The sequence below is a fragment of the Teichococcus wenyumeiae genome, assembly GCF_003696345.1.
GTDB lineage: Bacteria > Pseudomonadota > Alphaproteobacteria > Acetobacterales > Acetobacteraceae > Pseudoroseomonas > Pseudoroseomonas wenyumeiae.
Genome location: NZ_RFLX01000012.1, coordinates 14,705 through 33,110 on the forward strand (window position 1 = coordinate 14,705; position 18,406 = coordinate 33,110).

The 18,406-nt window shown below is 69.7% G+C and carries 18 protein-coding genes; 4 read left to right on the forward strand and 14 right to left on the reverse strand.

Going from position 1 to position 18,406, the window contains the following annotated elements:
• Positions 1–6: 6 nt before the first annotated feature.
• Complete coding sequence (locus tag EBE87_RS15860) at positions 7–1,137, forward strand: aminotransferase class V-fold PLP-dependent enzyme (protein ID WP_120638481.1); 1,131 nt, start codon at positions 7–9, stop codon at positions 1,135–1,137.
• Here EBE87_RS15860 and EBE87_RS15865 read toward each other — a convergent pair.
• The 8 genes from EBE87_RS15865 to miaA all read right to left on the reverse strand — a co-directional run bounded on the left by EBE87_RS15865 (position 1,134) and on the right by miaA (position 9,882).
• The gene (locus EBE87_RS15865; protein ID WP_120638480.1) at positions 1,134–2,339 is read right to left on the reverse strand and encodes a mandelate racemase/muconate lactonizing enzyme family protein; all 1,206 of its coding nucleotides are present in this window, start codon (positions 2,337–2,339) and stop codon (positions 1,134–1,136) included. The genes EBE87_RS15860 and EBE87_RS15865 overlap by 4 nt on opposite strands.
• Positions 2,336–3,259 (reverse strand): allantoinase PuuE, encoded by a 924-nt coding sequence (puuE, locus tag EBE87_RS15870; protein ID WP_120638479.1) that lies wholly within the window; start codon positions 3,257–3,259, stop codon positions 2,336–2,338. Before puuE ends, EBE87_RS15865 begins: the two co-directional genes overlap by 4 nt.
• A 40-nt stretch (positions 3,260–3,299) precedes the next feature.
• Positions 3,300–4,193: a metallophosphoesterase gene (locus EBE87_RS15875; RefSeq protein ID WP_120638478.1), complete on the reverse strand. Its 894-nt coding sequence runs from the start codon at positions 4,191–4,193 to the stop codon at positions 3,300–3,302.
• A 4-nt stretch (positions 4,194–4,197) separates the two neighbouring features.
• On the reverse strand, positions 4,198–5,277 hold the full coding sequence (locus tag EBE87_RS15880; RefSeq protein ID WP_120638477.1) for a zinc-binding metallopeptidase family protein: 1,080 nt from the start codon (positions 5,275–5,277) through the stop codon (positions 4,198–4,200).
• Between the two features lie 134 nt (positions 5,278–5,411).
• Positions 5,412–6,428 (reverse strand): ketol-acid reductoisomerase, encoded by a 1,017-nt coding sequence (gene ilvC, locus EBE87_RS15885; protein ID WP_120638476.1) that lies wholly within the window; start codon positions 6,426–6,428, stop codon positions 5,412–5,414.
• Positions 6,429–6,456: 28 nt separating this feature from the next.
• A complete protein-coding gene (gene ilvN, locus EBE87_RS15890) occupies positions 6,457–6,981 on the reverse strand; it encodes an acetolactate synthase small subunit (protein WP_120638475.1) in 525 nt (174 codons plus the stop codon).
• A gap of 49 nt (positions 6,982–7,030) precedes the next feature.
• The gene (locus tag EBE87_RS15895) at positions 7,031–8,827 is read right to left on the reverse strand and encodes an acetolactate synthase 3 large subunit (RefSeq protein WP_120638474.1); all 1,797 of its coding nucleotides are present in this window, start codon (positions 8,825–8,827) and stop codon (positions 7,031–7,033) included.
• 89 nt (positions 8,828–8,916) lie between these two features.
• The gene (miaA, locus tag EBE87_RS15900; RefSeq protein WP_120638473.1) at positions 8,917–9,882 is read right to left on the reverse strand and encodes a tRNA (adenosine(37)-N6)-dimethylallyltransferase MiaA; all 966 of its coding nucleotides are present in this window, start codon (positions 9,880–9,882) and stop codon (positions 8,917–8,919) included.
• A gap of 26 nt (positions 9,883–9,908) precedes the next feature.
• Here miaA and serB point away from each other — a divergent pair, with 26 nt between their 5' ends.
• Positions 9,909–10,799, forward strand: coding sequence for a phosphoserine phosphatase SerB (gene serB, locus EBE87_RS15905; protein WP_120638472.1), 891 nt, complete (start codon positions 9,909–9,911; stop codon positions 10,797–10,799).
• A 53-nt stretch (positions 10,800–10,852) separates the two neighbouring features.
• Here serB and EBE87_RS15910 read toward each other — a convergent pair whose 3' ends face one another.
• The 3 genes from EBE87_RS15910 to hflK form a co-directional block, all read right to left on the reverse strand.
• The gene (locus EBE87_RS15910; protein ID WP_120638471.1) at positions 10,853–12,406 is read right to left on the reverse strand and encodes a DegQ family serine endoprotease; all 1,554 of its coding nucleotides are present in this window, start codon (positions 12,404–12,406) and stop codon (positions 10,853–10,855) included.
• A gap of 172 nt (positions 12,407–12,578) precedes the next feature.
• Positions 12,579–13,565 carry a protease modulator HflC gene (gene hflC, locus EBE87_RS15915; RefSeq protein ID WP_122140064.1) on the reverse strand — a complete coding sequence of 329 codons (987 nt, stop codon included), beginning with the start codon at positions 13,563–13,565 and terminating at the stop codon, positions 12,579–12,581.
• Complete coding sequence (gene hflK, locus EBE87_RS15920; RefSeq protein ID WP_367604911.1) at positions 13,562–14,827, reverse strand: FtsH protease activity modulator HflK; 1,266 nt, start codon at positions 14,825–14,827, stop codon at positions 13,562–13,564. Before hflK ends, hflC begins: the two co-directional genes overlap by 4 nt.
• Before the next feature lie 171 nt (positions 14,828–14,998).
• On the opposite strand from hflK, the gene apbC reads away from it, so the two are divergent.
• Both apbC and EBE87_RS15930 read left to right on the forward strand, forming a co-directional pair.
• Positions 14,999–16,168, forward strand: a complete 1,170-nt coding sequence (gene apbC, locus EBE87_RS15925; RefSeq protein WP_122140065.1) for an iron-sulfur cluster carrier protein ApbC — start codon at positions 14,999–15,001, stop codon at positions 16,166–16,168.
• Between the two features lie 5 nt (positions 16,169–16,173).
• Positions 16,174–16,875 carry a DJ-1/PfpI family protein gene (locus EBE87_RS15930; protein WP_120641099.1) on the forward strand — a complete coding sequence of 234 codons (702 nt, stop codon included), beginning with the start codon at positions 16,174–16,176 and terminating at the stop codon, positions 16,873–16,875.
• Between the two features lie 15 nt (positions 16,876–16,890).
• On the opposite strand, the gene EBE87_RS15935 is transcribed toward EBE87_RS15930, so the two are convergent.
• The 3 genes from EBE87_RS15935 to EBE87_RS15945 all read right to left on the reverse strand — a co-directional run bounded on the left by EBE87_RS15935 (position 16,891) and on the right by EBE87_RS15945 (position 18,406).
• Entirely contained in the window at positions 16,891–17,040 is a 150-nt protein-coding gene (locus EBE87_RS15935; RefSeq protein ID WP_233553509.1) for a hypothetical protein, read from the reverse strand.
• Between the two features lie 257 nt (positions 17,041–17,297).
• Positions 17,298–18,188, reverse strand: coding sequence for a PfkB family carbohydrate kinase (locus tag EBE87_RS15940; protein WP_120641098.1), 891 nt, complete (start codon positions 18,186–18,188; stop codon positions 17,298–17,300).
• The gene (locus tag EBE87_RS15945; protein ID WP_120641097.1) at positions 18,185–18,406 is read right to left on the reverse strand and encodes a hypothetical protein; all 222 of its coding nucleotides are present in this window, start codon (positions 18,404–18,406) and stop codon (positions 18,185–18,187) included. Before EBE87_RS15945 ends, EBE87_RS15940 begins: the two co-directional genes overlap by 4 nt.

Here is an 18,406-nt window from a genome sequence, read left to right on the forward strand (position 1 = left end):
CGACTCATGACCCTGCCCAGCCAACGCCACCTCTTCGATATTCCGGCGAACGTCGCCTACCTGGACGGCGCCGCCTATTCCCCCCTGCCCCGCAGCGTCCGCGCCGCCGGCGAGGCCGGCGTGCTGACCAAGAGCCAGCCCTGGGCCAGCCCGCGCAGCCGCGAGAACGACTGGGCCGAGCGCGCCCGCGCCGCCGCCGCCGGGTTGATCGGCGCCAGCGTGGAGGATGTCGCCATTGTCAGCGCCGTCAGCCACGGCATCGGCACGGCGGCGCGTAACCTGCCCCTGCCCCTGCCCGCCGGCAGCCGGATGCTGCGGGTGCAGGATGAATTCCCCTCCGTCAGCCTGGTCTGGGACCGGCTGGCGGCCAAGGCGGGTGCGGTGGCCGATGTGGTGCCCCGGCCGGCGGATGGCGACTGGACCCGCGCGGTGCTGGAAGCCATCGCCCGCCCCGGCGCGCCGCCGCTGGCGGTGGCCTGCCTGACGCCGCTGCACTGGTCGGACGGCGCGGTGATCGACCTGGACCGCATCGCCCCCGCCGTGCATGCCGCCGGGGCGGCGCTGGTGGTGGATGCCACCCAGGCGGTGGGCGCCATGCCGGTGGACGTGGCCCGCTGGCAGCCGGATTTCCTGGCCTTCCCGACCTATAAATGGGTGCTAGGCCCCTATAGCCTCGCCTTCCTCTATGCCGCGCCGCACCGCCAGTCCGGCCTGCCGCTGGAGGAGAATCAGGTGAACCGCCCCGGCGGCCAGTTCGCCCCCGGCGCCCGCCGCTACGACAAGGGCGAGCGCAACGACCCCATCGCCCTGCCCATGGCGGCGACGGGGCTGGAACTGGTGGCATCCTGGGGCACGGCGGCGGTGGAAGCGCGGCTGCGCAGCCTGACGGACCGGCTTGCAGAGGATGCCATGGCGCTCGGCATCCCGGCGCTGCCACGGGCGCTGCGGGCACCACATATCCTGGGCCTGCGCATTCCCGGCGGCATGCCGCCCGGGCTGATCGAGGCGCTGGCGGCGGCGGGGGTTTATGCCAGCGACCGGCTGGGGGTGCTGCGCGTCAGCCCGCATGTCTGGGCCGAGGAAGCCGATTGCGACCGCTTCCGCGCGGCCCTGGCGCGGGCGCTGGGGCGCAGCTAGCGCCCCTCCAGCGCCTTCTCGTAGCCCACCTGGCTATTGCCGCCCACCGTGGCCCAGAGGAAGGGCGCCATCACTTCCTGCCGCAGCTCCATGCCCAGGCCGGGGCGGTCCGGGATGGAGACGCGCCCGCCCTGGATGCGGCCTTCCGGCGGGTCGTCGGTGATTTCCACGTATCCCTCCATCTCCTGCCACATCGGGTAGATTTCCTGGATGGCGAAGTTCGGGATGCAGGCGGCGAATTGCAGCGCCACCGCCGTGGCCAGCGGGCTGCCGCAGACATGCGGCTGCACCCGCATGCCATAGGCCTCGGCCATGGCGGCGATCTTCTTGCCCTCCATGATGCCGCCGGTCAGGCCCAGGTCGGGCTGGATGATGTCCACCGCCCGCGCTTCCAGCACCGGCTTGAAGCCGTATCGGGTGTAGAGCCGCTCCCCGGCCGCGACGGGCATGCGGATGCTGTCGCTGATCTTTTTCAGCGTGCCGGTGTCGAAGGGGTCGCAGGGTTCCTCGACGAAAAAGATGTCGAATTCCTCGATCTTCCGGCAGAAGCGGATCGTCTCGTCCGTGGTCAGCCCGCCGCTGAGGTCCAGCAGGATATCGACATCCGGCCCCACCGCGCCGCGCAGCGCCTTCACTTTCTCATAGGCCAGCGTCAGCGCCTCCCGCGGCAGGTCGCGGCGGGACGGATGGCGGGAGGTCGCCTGCGGATGCGCTTCCCGATAGGCGAAGGGATAGAATTTCAGCGCGTCATAGCCTTCCGCCACCGCCTTCTCGGCGGCCTGCACGAAGGGCGCGACCTCCCGGTGCGGCTGGCCCCAGCCATTGTGGTAGAGGCGCACGTCGTCGCGTATCCTGCCGCCCAGCAGCTCATAGACCGGCACGCCCAGCGCGCGGCCCTTGATGTCCCAGAGCGCCTGCTCGATGGCGGAGATGGCGGCAAAGACGATCGGCCCGCCGCCCTTGGCCCAGAAGGTGTGATCATACATCTCCGACCACAGTGCCTCGATGCGGAAGGGATCGGCGCCGATCAGCATCCGCTCCCCGATATCGCGCAGCATGCCGGCGGCGGCGGTGGCGCCCAGGCCATAGGCGATGCCGGCCTCGCCGATGCCGGTGATGCCCTCGCTGGTGCGGATCTCCACCACCACGGGGTGCAGCCGCGCGGTCTGGACGATGGAGATGCGGAGCTCGGTGATCCTCATTTCGGCGGATGCACCTTCAGCCAGTGGCGGGCGATCTCCTCCCGCGTCGTCACCCAGACATCCGGGCAGGATTTCACGTGGTCCAGGAAGCGGGCCAGCGCGGCGGCGCGCGCGGGGCGGCCCACCAGGCGGCAATGCAGGCCGACGCTCATCATCTTGGGCGCGGTCTGGCCTTCCTGCCGCAGCAGGTCGAAGGCATCGCGCAGGTGCTGCTCGAACCCGTCATTGGAGGCGAAGCCGGGCGGCACCGCGAATTTCATGTCGTTGTTGTCGAGCGTGTAGGGAATGATCAGCAGCGGCTTGCCGGCGACCGTGACGTAATAAGGCAGGTCGTCGTCATAGGCATCGCTGTCGTAGAGAAAGCCTCCGTGTTCGGCGACGAGGCGGCGCGTCTGCTCGCTGATGCGGCCGGTATACCAGCCGACCGGCGGCTTCCCCACCGTGCGGGTAATGGTCTCCACGCATTTCGCGATATGCTCGCGCTCGGTGGCCTCATCGATGTTCTGGTAGTTGATCCAGCGCCAGCCATGGCTGGCGACCTCGTGCCCCGCTTCCGCGAAGGCGGCGCCCACCGCCGGGTTCAGCTCCAGCGCCCGGCCGACGCCATAGACCGTCAGCCGGAAATCCCGCTGCCTGAACAGCCGCAGCACCCGCCAGACACCGGCGCGGGCGCCGTAGTCGAACTGGCTTTCCTTGCCGATGTCGCGGGCGCCCAGCACCGGGTTCCCGCCCGGCGTCTCGTTCAGATAGATCTCGCTGCCGGCATCGCCGTTCAGCACGCTGTTCTCGCCGCCCTCCTCGTAGTTCAGCACAAAGGAGATGGCGAGCTTCGCGCCCGCCGGCCATTGCGGGTCCGGCGGGTTCGGGCCGTAGCCCTGGAAGTCGCGGGGATAGCAGCTGTCTGGGGCCAGGATCGTCATGGGAACGAAGCTTGGACGGCTCCAGGCGCCCTGGCAACGCTCAGGACAGCCGCACCATGACGATCTCCGGCGCCACGCCCAGGCGGATGGGGAAGACGCTGCAGCCCAGCCCGCCGGAGACGATCAGCCGCTTCCCTTCCTCCTCCACCAGCCCATAGGCATAGCGGTTGCCGTAGCGGGAGCCGACGATGGGCGACCAGCCCGCCAGCCGCACCTGCCCGCCATGGGTATGGCCAGACAGCGTCAGCGCCACCCGCCCGGGCACATTGGGGAACTGGTCAGGCTCATGCGCCATCAGGATGGCCGGGGCATCGTCGGCGGCCAGGGGCGCCATGGCGGCGCGCAGGTTGTCGACGCCGCGGTAGATGCCGGGGATACGGCGGAAGGCCAGCATGCTCTCGGTGCCGCAGAGCCAGACGCCATCCCCATGCGGCAGCCGCACCGCGCCATTGGCCAGGATGGTGAAGCCGGCCTGTTGCAGCAGGCCCCGCAGCGCCGGCACGCCCCGTCCCGCCCGCTGCACCGCCTGGTCGTCCCACCAGTCGTGGTTGCCCAGCACGCCGAAGCAGCCCAGCGGCGCCCGCAGGCCGGAGAGCGCCTCCACCACCTCCGGCATCGGCAGGCGGCGGCGGACCCAGGGGAAATGGCCGGGAATGTCGCCCAGCAGCAGATGCGCGTCCGGCTCCAGCGCATTGGCGGTGGCAACGATCCGGCGGATACGGTCCAGCGGCATCCAGGGCTCGTTGGAATGGATATCGGCGATGACGCAGAGGTTCAGCGGCGGCCGTGCGCCCCAGCCGGGCAGCGAGAGCCGGTATTCCCGCACCGTCAGCAACAGCCCCGGCTCGATCACCAGCCCAAAGGCACTGACGGAGGCGCCGCTGGCCAGGGTGATGACGCCACCGGCCAGCAGGCGGCGGCGCGTCAGCCGCATGAGCTCACCCGGCGTCGGCCCGCACCTTGCCATGCACCAGGGACTGGATGAAGCCGAGCTTCGTCACGACCTCGGGCGAGAGTACGAAGGGGTAGAGATCCGCCACGCCCATGGAGCGGTTGAGGCTGTTCACCGCCACCGTCAGCGGCACCCAGGCCTCCATCACGGCATGGATGTCGGTGGAGCGGTAGGGGTCGAAATCCACCTCCGCCTCCAGCTCCCCTTCCCGGTCCACGCGGGGCGAGATGCCGATGCCCAGCGCCCGCGCCATCTCCAGCGTGTCCACGATATGGAGGTAATGCGCCCATGTTTCCGCGAAATCCTCCCACGGATGCGCGGTAGCATAGGTGCTGACGAAGTGTTCCTGCCAGTCCGCCGGCGCGCCCTCGTTGTAATGGCGCTGGAGGGCGGCGCCGTAGTCCTGGCTGTCGTCGCCAAAGATGGCGCGGCATTCCTCGAGCCGCCCGGCGTCCCGGACCAGCAGGTCCCAGAAGTGGTGGCCGGATTCGTGGCGGAAATGGCCCAGCAGGGTGCGGTAGGGCTCGCCCATGACGGTGCGGCGGCGGGCGCGCTCGGCATCGTCGGCCTCCACCAATGCCAGGGTGATCAACCCGTGGTCGTGGCCGGTCATGACCTTCTGCTGTGCATCCGGCGCGTCGGCCAGGAAGTCGAAAGCCAGGCCGTGCTCGGGGTCCTCCGCGCGCGTGTGCAGCGGCAGGTGCAGGCGGATGAAGCTGTAGAAGGCGCGGCGCTTCGCCATCTCGATCTTCTGCCAGCGCTCCAGGTTCACCGGGTCGGAAAGGTCCGGGATGGTGCGGTTATGGCGGCAGGCGAGGCAGAAGCGCTCCTCGCTCTCCGCCGGCACCAGCCAGTTGCAGGCCTCGTGCCGGGCATTGTCGCAGAAGCGCAGGGGCTGGTTCGGCAGGGCCCTGGCATAGAACTCGCCCGGCTTGCCCACGATGTCTTCCAGGGCAGAGAGCACGTTGCGCTCCGGCAGATAGCCCAGGGTGCTTTCGCACTTCACGCAGCGCGTGTTCTCGAAGTGCAGCACCTGGCCGCAGACCTGGCATTTGTAGAGGCGCATGGAGGATGTCCCTGAACCCGGGACCACCCCGGCGCGTGGCAGGTGAAATGCCGCGCCGTCGTTACGGTTGCGGCCCGCTTCAGCATAGCAGAGCCGCAACGGAAAAGGGGCCCCGAAGGGCCCCTCGCCGATGCTCAGTTCTTGGCCTTGTCGACCAGGGCGCCCTTGGTGATCCAGGGCATCATGGAGCGGAGCTTGGTGCCGACCTCCTCGATCGGGTGCTCGGCCAGACGGCGGCGGGTCGCCTTGAAGGAGGCCTGGTTGACCTTGTTCTCCAGCATCCAGTCGCGGGTGAACTTGCCGGACTGGATGTCGTTCAGCACGCGCTTCATCTCGGCCTTGGTCTCGGCGGTGATGATGCGGGGGCCGGTCACGTACTCGCCATACTCCGCGGTGTTGGAGATGGAGTAGTTCATGTTGGCGATGCCGCCCTCATAGATGAGGTCGACGATCAGCTTCACTTCGTGCAGGCACTCGAAATAGGCCATCTCGGGGGCATAGCCGGCTTCCACCAGCGTCTCGAAGCCCGCCTTGATCAGCTCCACGAGGCCACCGCAGAGGACGACCTGCTCGCCGAACAGGTCGGTCTCGCATTCTTCCTTGAAGGTGGTCTCGATGATGCCCGAGCGGCCGCCGCCGACGGCGGAAGCGTAGGAGAGCGCGATCTCCAGCGCATTGCCCGAGGGGTTCTGGTGCACGGCCACCAGGCAGGGCACGCCGCCGCCCTTCTGGTACTCGCCGCGCACGGTGTGGCCGGGGCCCTTCGGCGCGATCATGAAGACGTCGATATCGGCGCGCGGCTCGATCAGGTTGAAGTGCACGTTCAGGCCATGCGCGAAGGCCAGCGCGGCGCCTTCCTTCATGTTCTCGTGCAGGTGGTCGCGGTACAGGTCGCCCTGGCCCTCGTCCGGCGTCAGCACCATCACCAGGTCGGCCCACTTGGCGGCCTCGGCGGGCGACATGACCTTGAAGCCGGCGGCCTCGGCCTTCTTGGCGGACCCACCCGGGCGCAGGCCGATCACGACATCCGTCACGCCGGAATCGCGCATGTTCATGGCATGGGCGTGGCCCTGGCTGCCGAAGCCGATGACCGCGACCTTCTTGCCCTTGATCAGGTTCACATCCGCATCGCGGTCGTAGTAAACGCGCATCTCTCGCGCTCTCCTCAGGCTTGGTTGTTCAGGGTTGCAGCGCGGCGGTGCCGCGCGCGATGGCCACGGCGCCGGTCCGGCTGACTTCCGCCAGCCCGATCGGCCGCATCAGGTTGATGAAGGCATCCAGCTTCTCGCCGCTGCCCGTCATCTCAAACACGAAGCTCTCGGTGGTGGCATCCACCACGCGGGCGCGGAAGGCATCGGCCAGCCGCAGCGCCTCCTGGCGCCCCATGCCGGTGCCGACCACCTTGATCAGCGCCAGCTCCCGCGTCAGGTGCGGGCCTTCCAGCGTCAGGTCGGCCACCTTGTGCACCGGCACCAGGCGGTCGAGCTGCGCCTTGATCTGCTCGATCACCATCTCCGTCCCCGTGGTGACGACGGTGATGCGGGACAGGCGCCCGGCCTCGTCCACCGGGGCCACGGTCAGGCTGTCGATATTGTAGCCCCGGCCGGAGAAGAGGCCGATGACGCGCGCCAGCACGCCGGCCTCATTCTCCACCAGCACGGCGATGGTCGCCGCGCGCTGCGCGTTGTCGGTCATGTCGGACATGGTCTCGGTTCCGTGGAGGGTCAGGGTCGCGGATCAGGCTGGCCGAGTATCAGACCAGCACCTTGCCCTCATCGGTCACGCCGGCGATGCCGCCTTCCTGCCCGGCCGCCAGCAGCATCTCGTTATGCGCGGCGCCGGACGGGATCATCGGGAAGACGTTCTCCTTCTCGTCCACCGCGCAATCCACGATCACGGGGCGGTCGATGGCGATCATCTCGCGGATCACGCGGTCCAGGTCGTCCGTGCCCTCGATCCGCATGCCGACGCCGTGGAAGCTCTCGGCCAGCTTCACGAAGTCCGGCAGGGCCGCGCTGTAGCTTTCGGAATAGCGGCCGCCATGCAGCAGCTCCTGCCACTGCCGCACCATGCCCATGTACTGGTTGTTCAGGATGAACACCTTCACCGGCAGGCGGTACTGCGCCAGCGTCGCCATCTCCTGGATGTTCATCAGGATCGAAGCCTCGCCGGCGATGTCGATCACCAGCGCGTCCGGATGGGCGATCTGCGTGCCCATCGCCGCCGGCAGGCCATAGCCCATGGTGCCGAGGCCGCCCGAGGTCATCCAGCGGTTCGGCTTCTCGAAGCCGAAATACTGGGCGGCCCACATCTGGTGCTGGCCGACCTCGGTGGTGATGAAGGTCTCGCGGCCGCTTTCCTGGGTCAGCTCGTACAGGCGGCGCACCGCGTGCTGCGGCTTGATGATCTTGCCTTCCTGGACGTAGGACAGGCACTTCTTGCCGCGCCACTCGTCGATCTGGCGCCACCAGCCAGCCAGGGCCTCGCGGTCCTGCTGCGCCGGCATTTCCTCCCAGGCGGCGATCATGGCGCGCAGGATGGCGGCGGCATCGCCCACCACCGGCACCTCGACCTTGACGTTCTTGTTGATGGAGGACGGGTCGATATCGGCGTGGATCTTGATGGAACCCGGCGCGAAGGCGTTCAGCCGCCCGGTCACGCGGTCATCGAAGCGGGCGCCGATGTTGAACATCACGTCGCACCCATGCATGGCGAGGTTCGCCTCAAAGGTGCCGTGCATGCCCAGCATGCCCAGGAACTGCGGGTCGCTGGCCGGATAGGCGCCCAGGCCCATCAGTGTATTGGTGCAGGGCATGCCCGCCATGCGCACGAACTTCGCCAGCAGCTCGCTGGCCTCTGGGCCCGCGTTGATGACGCCGCCGCCGGCATAGACGATGGGGCGCTTGGCCTGCTTCAGCAGCGACACCGCCTTGCGGATCTGCCCGGCATCGGGCTCCGTCTGCGGGCGGTAGGAACGGTGGTCCTGTTTCGGGGCCTCGGTATAGGGGCCCTTGCCGATCAGGATGTCCTTCGGCAGGTCGATCACCACCGGGCCGGGGCGGCCGGAGCGCGCCACGTAGAAGGCCTCGTGCACCGTCTCGGCCAGCTTGTTGATGTTCTTGACCAGGTAGTTGTGCTTGGTCGCGGGCCGGGTGATGCCGGTGGTATCGGCTTCCTGGAAGGCATCGTTGCCGATCAGATGCGTCGGCACCTGCCCGGTCAGGCAGACGATGGGGATGCTGTCCAGCAGCGCGTCCACCAGCCCGGTCACGGCGTTGGTGGCGCCGGGGCCGGAGGTCACCAGCACGCAACCCACCTTGCCGGTGGAGCGCGCATAGCCCTCGGCGGCATGCACCGCCGCCTGCTCATGCCGCACCAGGATGTGGCGGATGGCGTTCTGGTTGAAGATGGCGTCGTAGATCGGCAGTACGGCGCCGCCGGGATAGCCGAAGATAACCTCTACGCCCTGCTCCTTCAGCGCGCGCAGGACGATCTCGGCACCCGTCAGGGACTGGGTGTCGGACGCGGCGGGAAGGATCTGGGAAGACATGGCGGTTACGGGCTTCCTGACATGTTGGGCCCTGGCACGGCATGACGCCATGCGGGCGTGGCGGTGTTACCGCGCCCGCGCCACGCCCGTCAACGGTGCCGATCAATAAAAGCGATAATTTGAGCCCAATCACTTTCTGAAAATTGCTCTAGACCCGTCACGCGCGCATGGATCGTATGCGTGGCGCTCACATCCGCGAGTGGCTGGTGCCGGAACCAGGTGGCCTGCCGCTTGGTGTACTGGCCGATGGCGAGGCAGGCGCGGCGTCCGGCCTCCTCCAGGCTCATCTCCCCGCGCAGGGCCGCCGAGATCTCCGGCACGCCATGCGCACGCATCGCAGGCAAGTCGGGGTCCAGCCCCTGGGCCAGCAGCGCCCGCACCTCCTCCACCGCGCCCGCCGTCATCATACCCGCCCAACGGACGCCGATGGCGGCGCGCAGAACCTCACGCGGCGGGTCCAGCCGGATGGCGGCGAAGCGCCAGGGCACCCCATCCCGCTCCGCCGGGCCGGTGCCGGGCTCCCGCTGCCAGGCGGCCAGCCCGCGCCCCGTGCCGCGCCAGACCTCCCAGGCACGGGCGAGGCGCTGGCTGTCGCTGGGGCGCAGGCGGGTGGCGGTGTCCGGGTCCTCGGCTGCCAGGCGGGCATGCAGGGCGGCGGGGCCATGCTCCGCCAGGAAGGCGCGTGCTTCCTCCCGCGCCTCGGGCGGCACGGGCGGCACTTCGGTCAGGCCCTGGGTCAGGCTGCGGAAATAGAGGCCGGTGCCGCCGCACAGGATCGGCAGCCGTGCCGCCGCCATTTCCTCCAGTGCCCGCTCCCGCCACCAGGCGACGCTGGCGGCCTGCCCCGGTGGATGCACGCCGTAAAGGCGGTGCGGCGCGCGCGCCTCCTCCTCCGGGCTCGGGCGGGCGGTCAGCACGCGCAGCCCGTCATAGACCTGCATGGAATCGGCATTGATGACCGTGCCGCCCAGTTGCTCGGCCAGGGCCAGCGCCAGGGCCGACTTGCCGGATGCGGTGGGCCCCGCCACCAGCAGCGCGAAAGGTTGATCACTCATGGCTGCACAGGCATGGTCCGGCCCCGATGTCTCATATTCTCACCCTGATCGCCCCGCCGGGTCACCTGCAGGCGTCCGTCATCTCCCGCATGCGCGCGGCCCTTCTCGACCTTGGCGGCCAGCCCGGCACCCCGGACTGGCTGGCGGAAGGCGAGGCCTTGGACCTTCCCTTCTCCGGCCTCGCCCCGGAACAGGCCGATGCCATCGCGCGCGGCGCTTTGGAAGGGGCGCCGGTGGATTGCATCGCGCAAGCCGCCGAAGGCCGCCGCAAGAAGCTGCTGGTGGCGGACATGGACAGCACCATCGTCACCGCCGAGACGCTGGACGAGCTGGCCGCCTATGCGGGCGTGCAGGACCAGATCGCCGCCATCACCCAGCGCAGCATGAATGGCGAGATCGACTTCGCCACCTCGTTGCGGGAGCGGGTGGCGATGATCAAGGGCCTGACGCTGACGGCGCTGGAGGAAACCTGGGCCAAGATCGAGATGATGCCGGGCGCCGAGGTGCTGGTCCGCACCATGGGCGCGCATGGGGCGCATTGCGCCATCGCCTCCGGCGGCTTCACCTGGTTCACCTCCCGCGTGGCGGAGAAGCTCGGCTTCCACAGCCACCACGCCAATATCCTGCTGGATGACGGCACCGCCCTGACCGGCAAGGTCGAGGAACCGGTCTTCGACCGCGACGCCAAGCTGACCATCCTGAAGAAGCTGGCGGCCGAGCTGGGCCTGCCGCTCACCGCCACCGTCGCGGTGGGGGATGGCGCCAATGACCTGGCGATGCTGGGCGCCGCAGGCCTGGGCGTGGCCTATCACGCCAAGCAGGTGGTGGCCGCCACCGCGCGCGTGCGGGTGGACCATGCCGACCTGCGCGCCCTGCTCTTCGCCCAGGGTTACCGCGCCGCCGACTTCGTGGCCTGACACGAAAAAGGGGGGCCGAAGCCCCCCTTCCCCAAGCCTGGGCAAAGCCCGGTTCAGCCCGGGCTGCCGCTTTCCGGCCGCAGGCGCAGCGGCACGAAGCGCTGGCCCTGGCCATTCTCGATCAGCAGCAGTGCGCTGGGGCGGTTCTGCTTGCGCAGGCGCTCCAGCTGCTCACGCACCTCCTGCGGGGTGGAGACGCGGTTCTGCTGCACTTCCACGATCAGGTCGCCAGGGGTGATGCCACGCTCGGCGGCGCTGCTGCCCGGCGCCACCTCGGTCACCACCACGCCCTTGGCCTCGTCGCGCAGGCTGAAGCGCTCCTTGGCCTCGGGGGTGATGGGCGAGACCTTCAGGCCGAGGCCGGAAAGTTCCAGCGCAGAGCCGGGGCGGGTCTGCTCGGGCGCGGCGCTGGTGGAGGCCTGCTGGTCGGTCGGCAGCTCCGCCACCGTCACCTTCAGCTGCTCTTCCTTGCCGTTGCGCCAGACGGTCATCGGCACCTCGGTGCCCACCGGCGTCTCGGCCACGATGCGCGGCAGGCTGCGCATCTCCTTCACATCCTGGTTGTTGAAGCGCAGGATCACGTCGCCGTTCCTGACGCCGGCCTTGGCAGCCGGGCCATTCTCGTCGGCGCGGGCCACCAGGGCGCCACGGGCGCCGCCGGGCACGTTCAGGCTCTCGGCGATCTCATCCGTCACCTGCTGGATGTTCACGCCCATCCAGCCGCGCTTCACCCGGCCACCGTCGCGCAGCTGCGCCACGATGTTCTTGGCCAGGTTGGACGGGATCGAAAAGCCAATGCCGATCGAGCCGCCGGAAGGGGAGACGATGGCGGTGTTGATGCCGATCACCTCTCCCTGCATGTTGAACAGCGGGCCGCCCGAGTTGCCGCGGTTGATGGCGGCGTCGGTCTGGATGAAGTCGTCATAGGGGCCGGCATTGATGTTGCGCCCACGGGCCGAGACGATGCCCGAGGTGACGCTGCCGCCAAAGCCCAGCGGGTTGCCGATGGCCAGCACCCAGTCGCCCACCTCGGCCTTGTCGGAATCACCGAAGGGCACGGTGGGCAGCTGCTTGTCCGTCTTCACCCGCAGCACGGCCAGGTCGGTGCGCGCGTCCACGCCCACCAGCTCGGCCTTCAGCGTCGTGTTGTCCTGCAGCACGACGTTGATCTCGTCGGCGCCGTCCACGACGTGGTTATTGGTGACGATGATGCCGGAGGCATCGATGATGAAGCCCGAACCCTGGCTCTGCGCCCGGCGCGGCGGCTGGCCCGGGCGCTGGCCCGGCCGCTGACGCTCCAGGAAGTCGCGGAACAGCTCTTCAAACGGGCTGCCCGGCGGGACCTGCGGAATCTCGGGCGCATCGGGGCGTCCGGCGCGCGGACCGCCGATGGTCTGGCTGGTCTGCACATTCACCACCGCCGGCAGCAGCTGCCGCGCCAGGGGCGCGAAGCTCGGCGGGGCGGGGAACGTCTGGGGGGCGGGTGACGTGGTTCCGGGGGGAGTGACGTTGGGCGCCGTCATGGTGGCCTGTGCCCAGGCCGACAGCGGTGCTGTCAGCGGGGCGGCGGCCACGGCGGCGGCCAGCATCATGGGGGCGAGACGCATCGGCAGAACCTCGCTTTCGACCGATATCGGCCGCGTGGGTCAAGAACGCAGTGCAAATGGGGCCGTTGCCCGTGAAGGCAAAGCCCGTAACCGCGATGAGTTACGAGAAAGCTCAACTCGAAACGGGCCGCAAGGGATGCGGCCCGTTTTGGAACATTTGGATACGCGGCGCTCAGGGCGCCGGGGCGGGTGCCGGCTGCGGCGCGGCGGCGGCCGCAGCCGGGCTGGCGGGCACCGTCGACGCGGGCCTGCCGTCCGTCCCGGTCGCGGGCGCGGCGGGTGTCGGCAGCGGCATGCCGGACTGGCTGGAGCGGAAGTAACGGAAGAACTCCGAATCCGGCGTCAGCACCAGCCGCGATTCACCGTCCGAGAAGGCTTCCCGGTAGGCCTGCATGGTCCGCCAGAACTGGAAGAACTGCGGGTCCCGCTGGAAGGCATCGGCGAAGATGCCGATCGCCTCCTGCTCGCCCTGGCCGCGCAGCACATCGGCCTGGGCCTGGCTTTCGGCCAGCAGCACGGTGCGCTCGCGGTCGGCGCCGGCGCGGACGCGGGCGGCCACCTCGGCACCCTCGGCCCGCGCCTCGCGCGCCACGCGCTCACGCTCGGACTGCATGCGGTTCAGCACGGCCTGGGTATTCTCTTCCGGCAGGTCGGCGCGGCGGATGCGGACATCCTCCACGGTGATACCGAACTGCGTGGCCTCGGCATTCACCTGGCGCTTGATCTCATCCATGATCTTCTGCCGGTCGGAGGAGAGCACCCCCAGCAGCGGCTGGCTGCCCAGCACGCGGCGCAGCGAGGACGAGACGATCGAGGACAGCCGCCCTCGGATGCCCGCTTCCTGCGCGCCCGAGGTCTGGAAGAAGCGCAGCGGGTCAGAGATGCGGAAGCGGGTGAAGCTGTCCACGATCAGCCGGCGCTGGTCGCCCAGAATGACTTCCTCGCCCGGCGCGTCGTAGTCCAGCAGGCGGCGGTCAAAGGACACCACGGTCTGGATGAACGGGATCTTGGCGTGCAGACCCGGCTTCGAGATGACGCGGATGGGCTCGCCGAACTGGGTGATCATCACCTGCTCGGTCTGCTGCACCGTGAAGAGGGTGGAGGCGATGGCGACCACGGCCACCACGGCCACGCCCGCCAGAAGCGTCAAGCGGTTCATCGGGCAGCTCCCCCCTGGCGGTTGAGCATGGCCGGCGGCGCCGGCGGCGTGGACTGGGCCGCGCCCTGGGCCGGCGGCTGCGGCGCGCGCTGCTGCGCGGCGCCCTGCCCGTCCAGCGGCAGATAGGGCACGATGCCCTGCAGCCGGTCGTCCACCACGATCTTCGGGTTCTTGCGCAGGATCTCTTCCATCGTCTCCAGGTAGAGGCGGCGCATCGTCACGTCCTGGGAGGTCTGATAGGCCGTCAGCACGGACAGGAAGCGCGCGGCCTCGCCTCGGGCACGGGCGACCTGCGATTCCTTGAAGCCCTCGGCCTCCTGGATCATGCGCTGGCCCTCGCCGCGGGCGCGGGGAATGATGTCGTTGCGATAGGCCTCGGCCTCGTTGCGGGCGCGCTCGCGGTCCGCATTGGCGCGCTGCACGTCGCGGAAGGCGTCGATCACGGCCGGCGGCGGGTCCACCTTCAGCAGCTGGATCTGCATGATCTCGATGCCCGAGCCATACTGGTCCAGGATGTACTGCGTGCCCTGGCGCACCGCCTGCTCGATCTGCGCGCGGGCCTCGGTCAGCGCCGGCTGGATGGGGGTGCGCCCCACCACCTCGCGCATCACGCTCTCGGCCGCCGACTTCACGGTCTGGTCCGGGTTGCGGGTGTTGAACAGGTATTCGCCCGCGTCGCGGATGCGCCAGAACACCGCGAAGTCGATGTCGATGATGTTCTCGTCGCCCGTCAGCATCATGCTCTCCTCCAGCACGTCCCGGGCGGAGACGGGGCGGGAGAGCGGCGTGTCGTTGGGCGCGCGGAAGCCGATGTCGATGCGGTTGATGCGCGTCACGCGCGGCGTGGTCACGCTCTCCACCGGCCAGGGGATGCGGTAGTTCAGGCCGGGCTGGGTGGTGCGGTTGAAGGCGCCGAAGCGCATCACCACACCCTGCTCGTCCGGCTGCACGCGATAGATGCCGCTGGCGGCCCAGACCGCGATCAGCGCCAGCACGCCCAGGCCGATCCACTTGCCAGTGCCGCCACGGCCACCGCCGCCGGGAAGGATGCGGCGCAGCGCCGCCTGCGCCTGGCGGATCGCATCATCCAGGTCAGGGCCGTTGCTGCCGGGGCCACGCCCACCGCCGCCACCACCCTGGGGCGGTTGCCCCCAAGGCCCGCCCGGACGCGGATTGCCCCAGGGGCTCCCCCCAGAGTTCGAGCCACCAGTATTGTTCCAGGGCATCGGCCGGCACATCTCCCGTAACGTGTCGTCGCGCACCGCGCGGGTTCCGCGCGGCACAGGTTGTCGTCGGCCGCTTGCGCGAAGCGGATGCATGCGCGACAGGGCCGGATCATATGTCGCCCTGTCCGGGCTGCGGCGCAATGCGGTTGCATCACGCCACTGCGAGGGCAGGGCGGATATTGTCCGGGAAGAAGAGGTTTTCAAGCGATGTCGGAGACACTTGCAGAGGCCGTCCGGGCCGCCCTGAGCGCGGTGCGTGACCCGGACACGGGCCGGGACGTCGTCTCCTCCGGCATGTTGCAGGGGCTTTCGGCGCGGGACGGGCTGGTGCAATTCGCCCTGGCCGTGCCGCGGGAGCGTGCCCGGGCGCTGGAGCCGCTGCGCGCGGCGGCGGAGCGGGCGGCGGCGGCGGTGCCGGGCGTGCTCTCCGCCACCTGCGTGCTGACGGCGCACCGAGATATCCAGGCCGGGCCGGCGCCGACGGCACCTCATGACCATGACCATGCGGGGCACAGCCATGCCGCGCCGCCACCGGGCGCCGCCCGCGCCAGCCGCCCGCCGCCGGGCCAGGGGCCGATGCTGCTGCCGGGAGTGAAGTCCATCATCGCGGTGGCTTCCGGCAAGGGCGGCGTCGGCAAATCCACCACGGCGGTCAACCTCGCCGTGTCGCTGGCGGCGGAAGGGCTGAAGGTCGGGTTGCTGGACGCCGATATCTACGGCCCCTCCCTGCCCCAGATGCTGGGCACGCGGGAACGGCCGCGCGCCACCCAGGGCCGCATCATCCCGATCTCCCGCTGGGGCCTGAAGGCCATGTCCATCGGCTTCCTGGTGGAGGAGGAAACGCCGATGGTCTGGCGCGGCCCCATGGTGATGGGCGCGCTGGAGCAGATGCTCGGCCAGGTGGAATGGGGCGAGCTGGACGTGATGGTGGTGGACATGCCGCCCGGCACCGGCGACGCGCAACTGACCATGAGCCAGCGGGTGCCGCTGGCCGGCGCCGTCATCGTCTCCACCCCGCAGGACGTGGCGCTGATCGATGCCCGGCGCGGCATCCGCATGTTCCAGAAGGTGAACGTGCCGGTGCTGGGGCTGATCGAGAACATGTCCTACTTCTGCTGCCCCAACTGCAACCACCGGGCCGAGATCTTCGGCCATGGCGGCGCGCGGGCGGAAGCCGAGCGGATGGAGGTGGAATTCCTCGGCGAATTGCCGCTGAAGCTGGCCATCCGGGAACTGGCCGATGCCGGCACCCCCATCGCCATGGCGAAGCCGGAAAGCGAGGAGGCAAAAACCTACCGCGCCATCGCCCGCCGTTTGCGCGATAAGCTGGAACAAGGCGCGGCGGCCCCCGCCATGCCGCGATTCGTGGTGGAGTGAAGCGCGTGTCGGACACCGGCCTGCAGATTGGCTTCCTGATCTTTCCCCGCATGACGCATCTGGACTTCGCCGGACCCTGGGAGGTGCTTTCCCGCCTGCCCGGCGCCACCCTGCATGTGGTGGCCAAGGACCTGGCGCCGGTGGAGGGCAGCGGCCTGAAGGTGCTGCCGACGGTGACGCTGGAGAACTGCCCGCAGCTCGACCTCATCTGCGTCCCCGGTGGCCCCGGTCACCTGGAGGCCATGGAGGACGAGGCCGTGCTGCATTTCCTGCGGGAGCAGGAGATCGGCTGCCGCTTCCTCACCTCCGTCTGCACCGGGGCGCTGGTGCTGGCGGCGGCGGGGCTGCTGCATGGCTTCAAGGCCACCACCCACTGGGCCTCGCACGACCGGCTGGCGGCATTCGGGGCCGAGCCGGAAAAGGCGCGGGTGGTGGTGGACCGCAACCGCATCACTGGCGGCGGCGTCACCGCCGGCATCGATTTCGCGCTGACCCTGGTGGCGGCCCTGGAGGGCGAGACTTTCGCCCGCCAGGTGCAGCTTGGCCTGGAATACGCACCCGAGCCCCCCTTCCCCGGCGCCGGCAGCCCGGATGAGGCCGGCGATGCGGTGCTGGAAGCCGCGCGCGCGGCTACTGCCCCTTACCGCGCCCGCATGGCGGAGGTGGATGCGCGGGCCCTGGCGCGGCTGTCCCGCGTCACGCTGTGATCTCCTGGCAGCGCCTCAGGCGCTGCCGATGAAGATGCCCGCCAGCAGCACCAGCACGCCGCCCAGCACCACCTGGACGGTGGCGGACTGGAAGGGCGTTTCCACGTATTTCCAGCGCACCCAGGAAATCAGCAGCAGCTCCACCACCACCACGGCGCCCGCCACCGTCGCCGCTATGGCGTTGAAGACCGCGGCCGAAGCCGGATAGCTGCCCCGCAGGCGCAGGGCGAAGTGCCTTTAGATGCGCGAATCCTCCTCGCTGGAAATGGCCAGGGCGAGGGGGTCGGCTTCGGTCAGGTCCTCAAGGCGTCTCATGCGGCGACTCCCGAGCCAATTATGGCCGGGGCCGCGCCGTCTCGTGATAATATCCTTTTAAATCAAAAACTTGACGAGAATACGCCGTGTTCGCAACGGCGCTGGCGTCAGGCGGAAGCCAGCAGCGCCTCGGTCTCGGTGGCCGTGGGCATCGCAACGGCCGCCCCTTCCCGCCCCACGGCGATGGCGGCGGCGGCGCTGGCGCGGCGCATGGCGGTGGGCAGGTCCTCCCCGGCATCCAGCGCGGCGGCCAGCGTGCCGCACCAGCAATCGCCGGCGCCGGTGGTATCCACCGCCAGGGCCTGGAAGGCGGGCTGGTGATGCGTGCCGGTGGCCGTCGCGGCTTCGGACCCCTGCTCGCCCCGCGTCACCACCACGTCGATGCCGAGCGCGCCGCGCAACGCCGCCGCCTCGGGCGCCACGCCCAGGCTGGCGGCCAGCCAGGCGGCCTCATGTTCATTGGCCACCAGCAGGTCGATCTGCCGCAGCATGGCCTCCGGCACCGGCGCGGGCGGCGCCAGGTTCAGGATGATGCGGGCCCCCGCGGCGCGGGCACGGGCCACCAGCGCCACCATCTCCTCCACCGGCACTTCCATCTGCAGCAGCAGCACGGTGTCGGGGCCCAGCTCGGCATCCGCCACCTGCGTCGCCCGCACCGCCATATTGGCGCCGGAGGCCACGGAAATCTGGTTGGCGCCCCTGGCATCGACGCAGATGGCGGCGGCGCCGGTGGCCACCCCCACCCGCGCCAGGCCAGACAGGTCCACCCCCGCCGCCGCCATGCCGGAGAGCGCGACCTCCGCCAGCGAATCCGTGCCCACGGCGCCGATGAAATGGGTCCGCGCCCCGGCACGGGCCGCCGCCGTGGCCTGGTTGGCGCCCTTGCCCCCAGGCGATGCGCGCCAGCTTTCTCCCAGCACCGTCTCGCCCGGCGCCGGCAGCGTGGGGGTTGGGAAGATCAGGTCGGCATTGGCGGAGCCGAAGACCAGGACGCTCACAGGCCTCGCTGCCTTTTGCGGCCCCAGGCATAGCCGAACCAGAGCGCGGCCACGACCAGCAGCGCCGTGGCCGCGTCGTTGAAGACGAAGGTCAGCACCGCCCAGACCAGCCCCAGCACCGCCCCCACCAGCCAGACGCCGACCGAGAGCGCGGCGAAGAGCATCATCATCGGCAGGCCGAAGACCAGCAGCACCAGCAGCATCAGAACCCAGAACAT

Coding starts and splice junctions, on each gene's coding strand:
- EBE87_RS15860 (WP_120638481.1), top strand. CDS start 7: ATGACCCTGCCCAGCCAACGCCACCTCTTCGATATTCCGGCGAACGTC.
- EBE87_RS15865 (WP_120638480.1), bottom strand. CDS start 2,339: ATGAGGATCACCGAGCTCCGCATCTCCATCGTCCAGACCGCGCGGCTG.
- puuE (WP_120638479.1), bottom strand. CDS start 3,259: ATGACGATCCTGGCCCCAGACAGCTGCTATCCCCGCGACTTCCAGGGC.
- EBE87_RS15875 (WP_120638478.1), bottom strand. CDS start 4,193: ATGCGGCTGACGCGCCGCCGCCTGCTGGCCGGTGGCGTCATCACCCTG.
- EBE87_RS15880 (WP_120638477.1), bottom strand. CDS start 5,277: ATGCGCCTCTACAAATGCCAGGTCTGCGGCCAGGTGCTGCACTTCGAG.
- ilvC (WP_120638476.1), bottom strand. CDS start 6,428: ATGCGCGTTTACTACGACCGCGATGCGGATGTGAACCTGATCAAGGGC.
- ilvN (WP_120638475.1), bottom strand. CDS start 6,981: ATGTCCGACATGACCGACAACGCGCAGCGCGCGGCGACCATCGCCGTG.
- EBE87_RS15895 (WP_120638474.1), bottom strand. CDS start 8,827: ATGTCTTCCCAGATCCTTCCCGCCGCGTCCGACACCCAGTCCCTGACG.
- miaA (WP_120638473.1), bottom strand. CDS start 9,882: ATGAGTGATCAACCTTTCGCGCTGCTGGTGGCGGGGCCCACCGCATCC.
- serB (WP_120638472.1), top strand. CDS start 9,909: ATGTCTCATATTCTCACCCTGATCGCCCCGCCGGGTCACCTGCAGGCG.
- EBE87_RS15910 (WP_120638471.1), bottom strand. CDS start 12,406: ATGCGTCTCGCCCCCATGATGCTGGCCGCCGCCGTGGCCGCCGCCCCG.
- hflC (WP_122140064.1), bottom strand. CDS start 13,565: ATGAACCGCTTGACGCTTCTGGCGGGCGTGGCCGTGGTGGCCGTGGTC.
- apbC (WP_122140065.1), top strand. CDS start 14,999: ATGTCGGAGACACTTGCAGAGGCCGTCCGGGCCGCCCTGAGCGCGGTG.
- EBE87_RS15945 (WP_120641097.1), bottom strand. CDS start 18,406: ATGTTCTGGGTTCTGATGCTGCTGGTGCTGCTGGTCTTCGGCCTGCCG.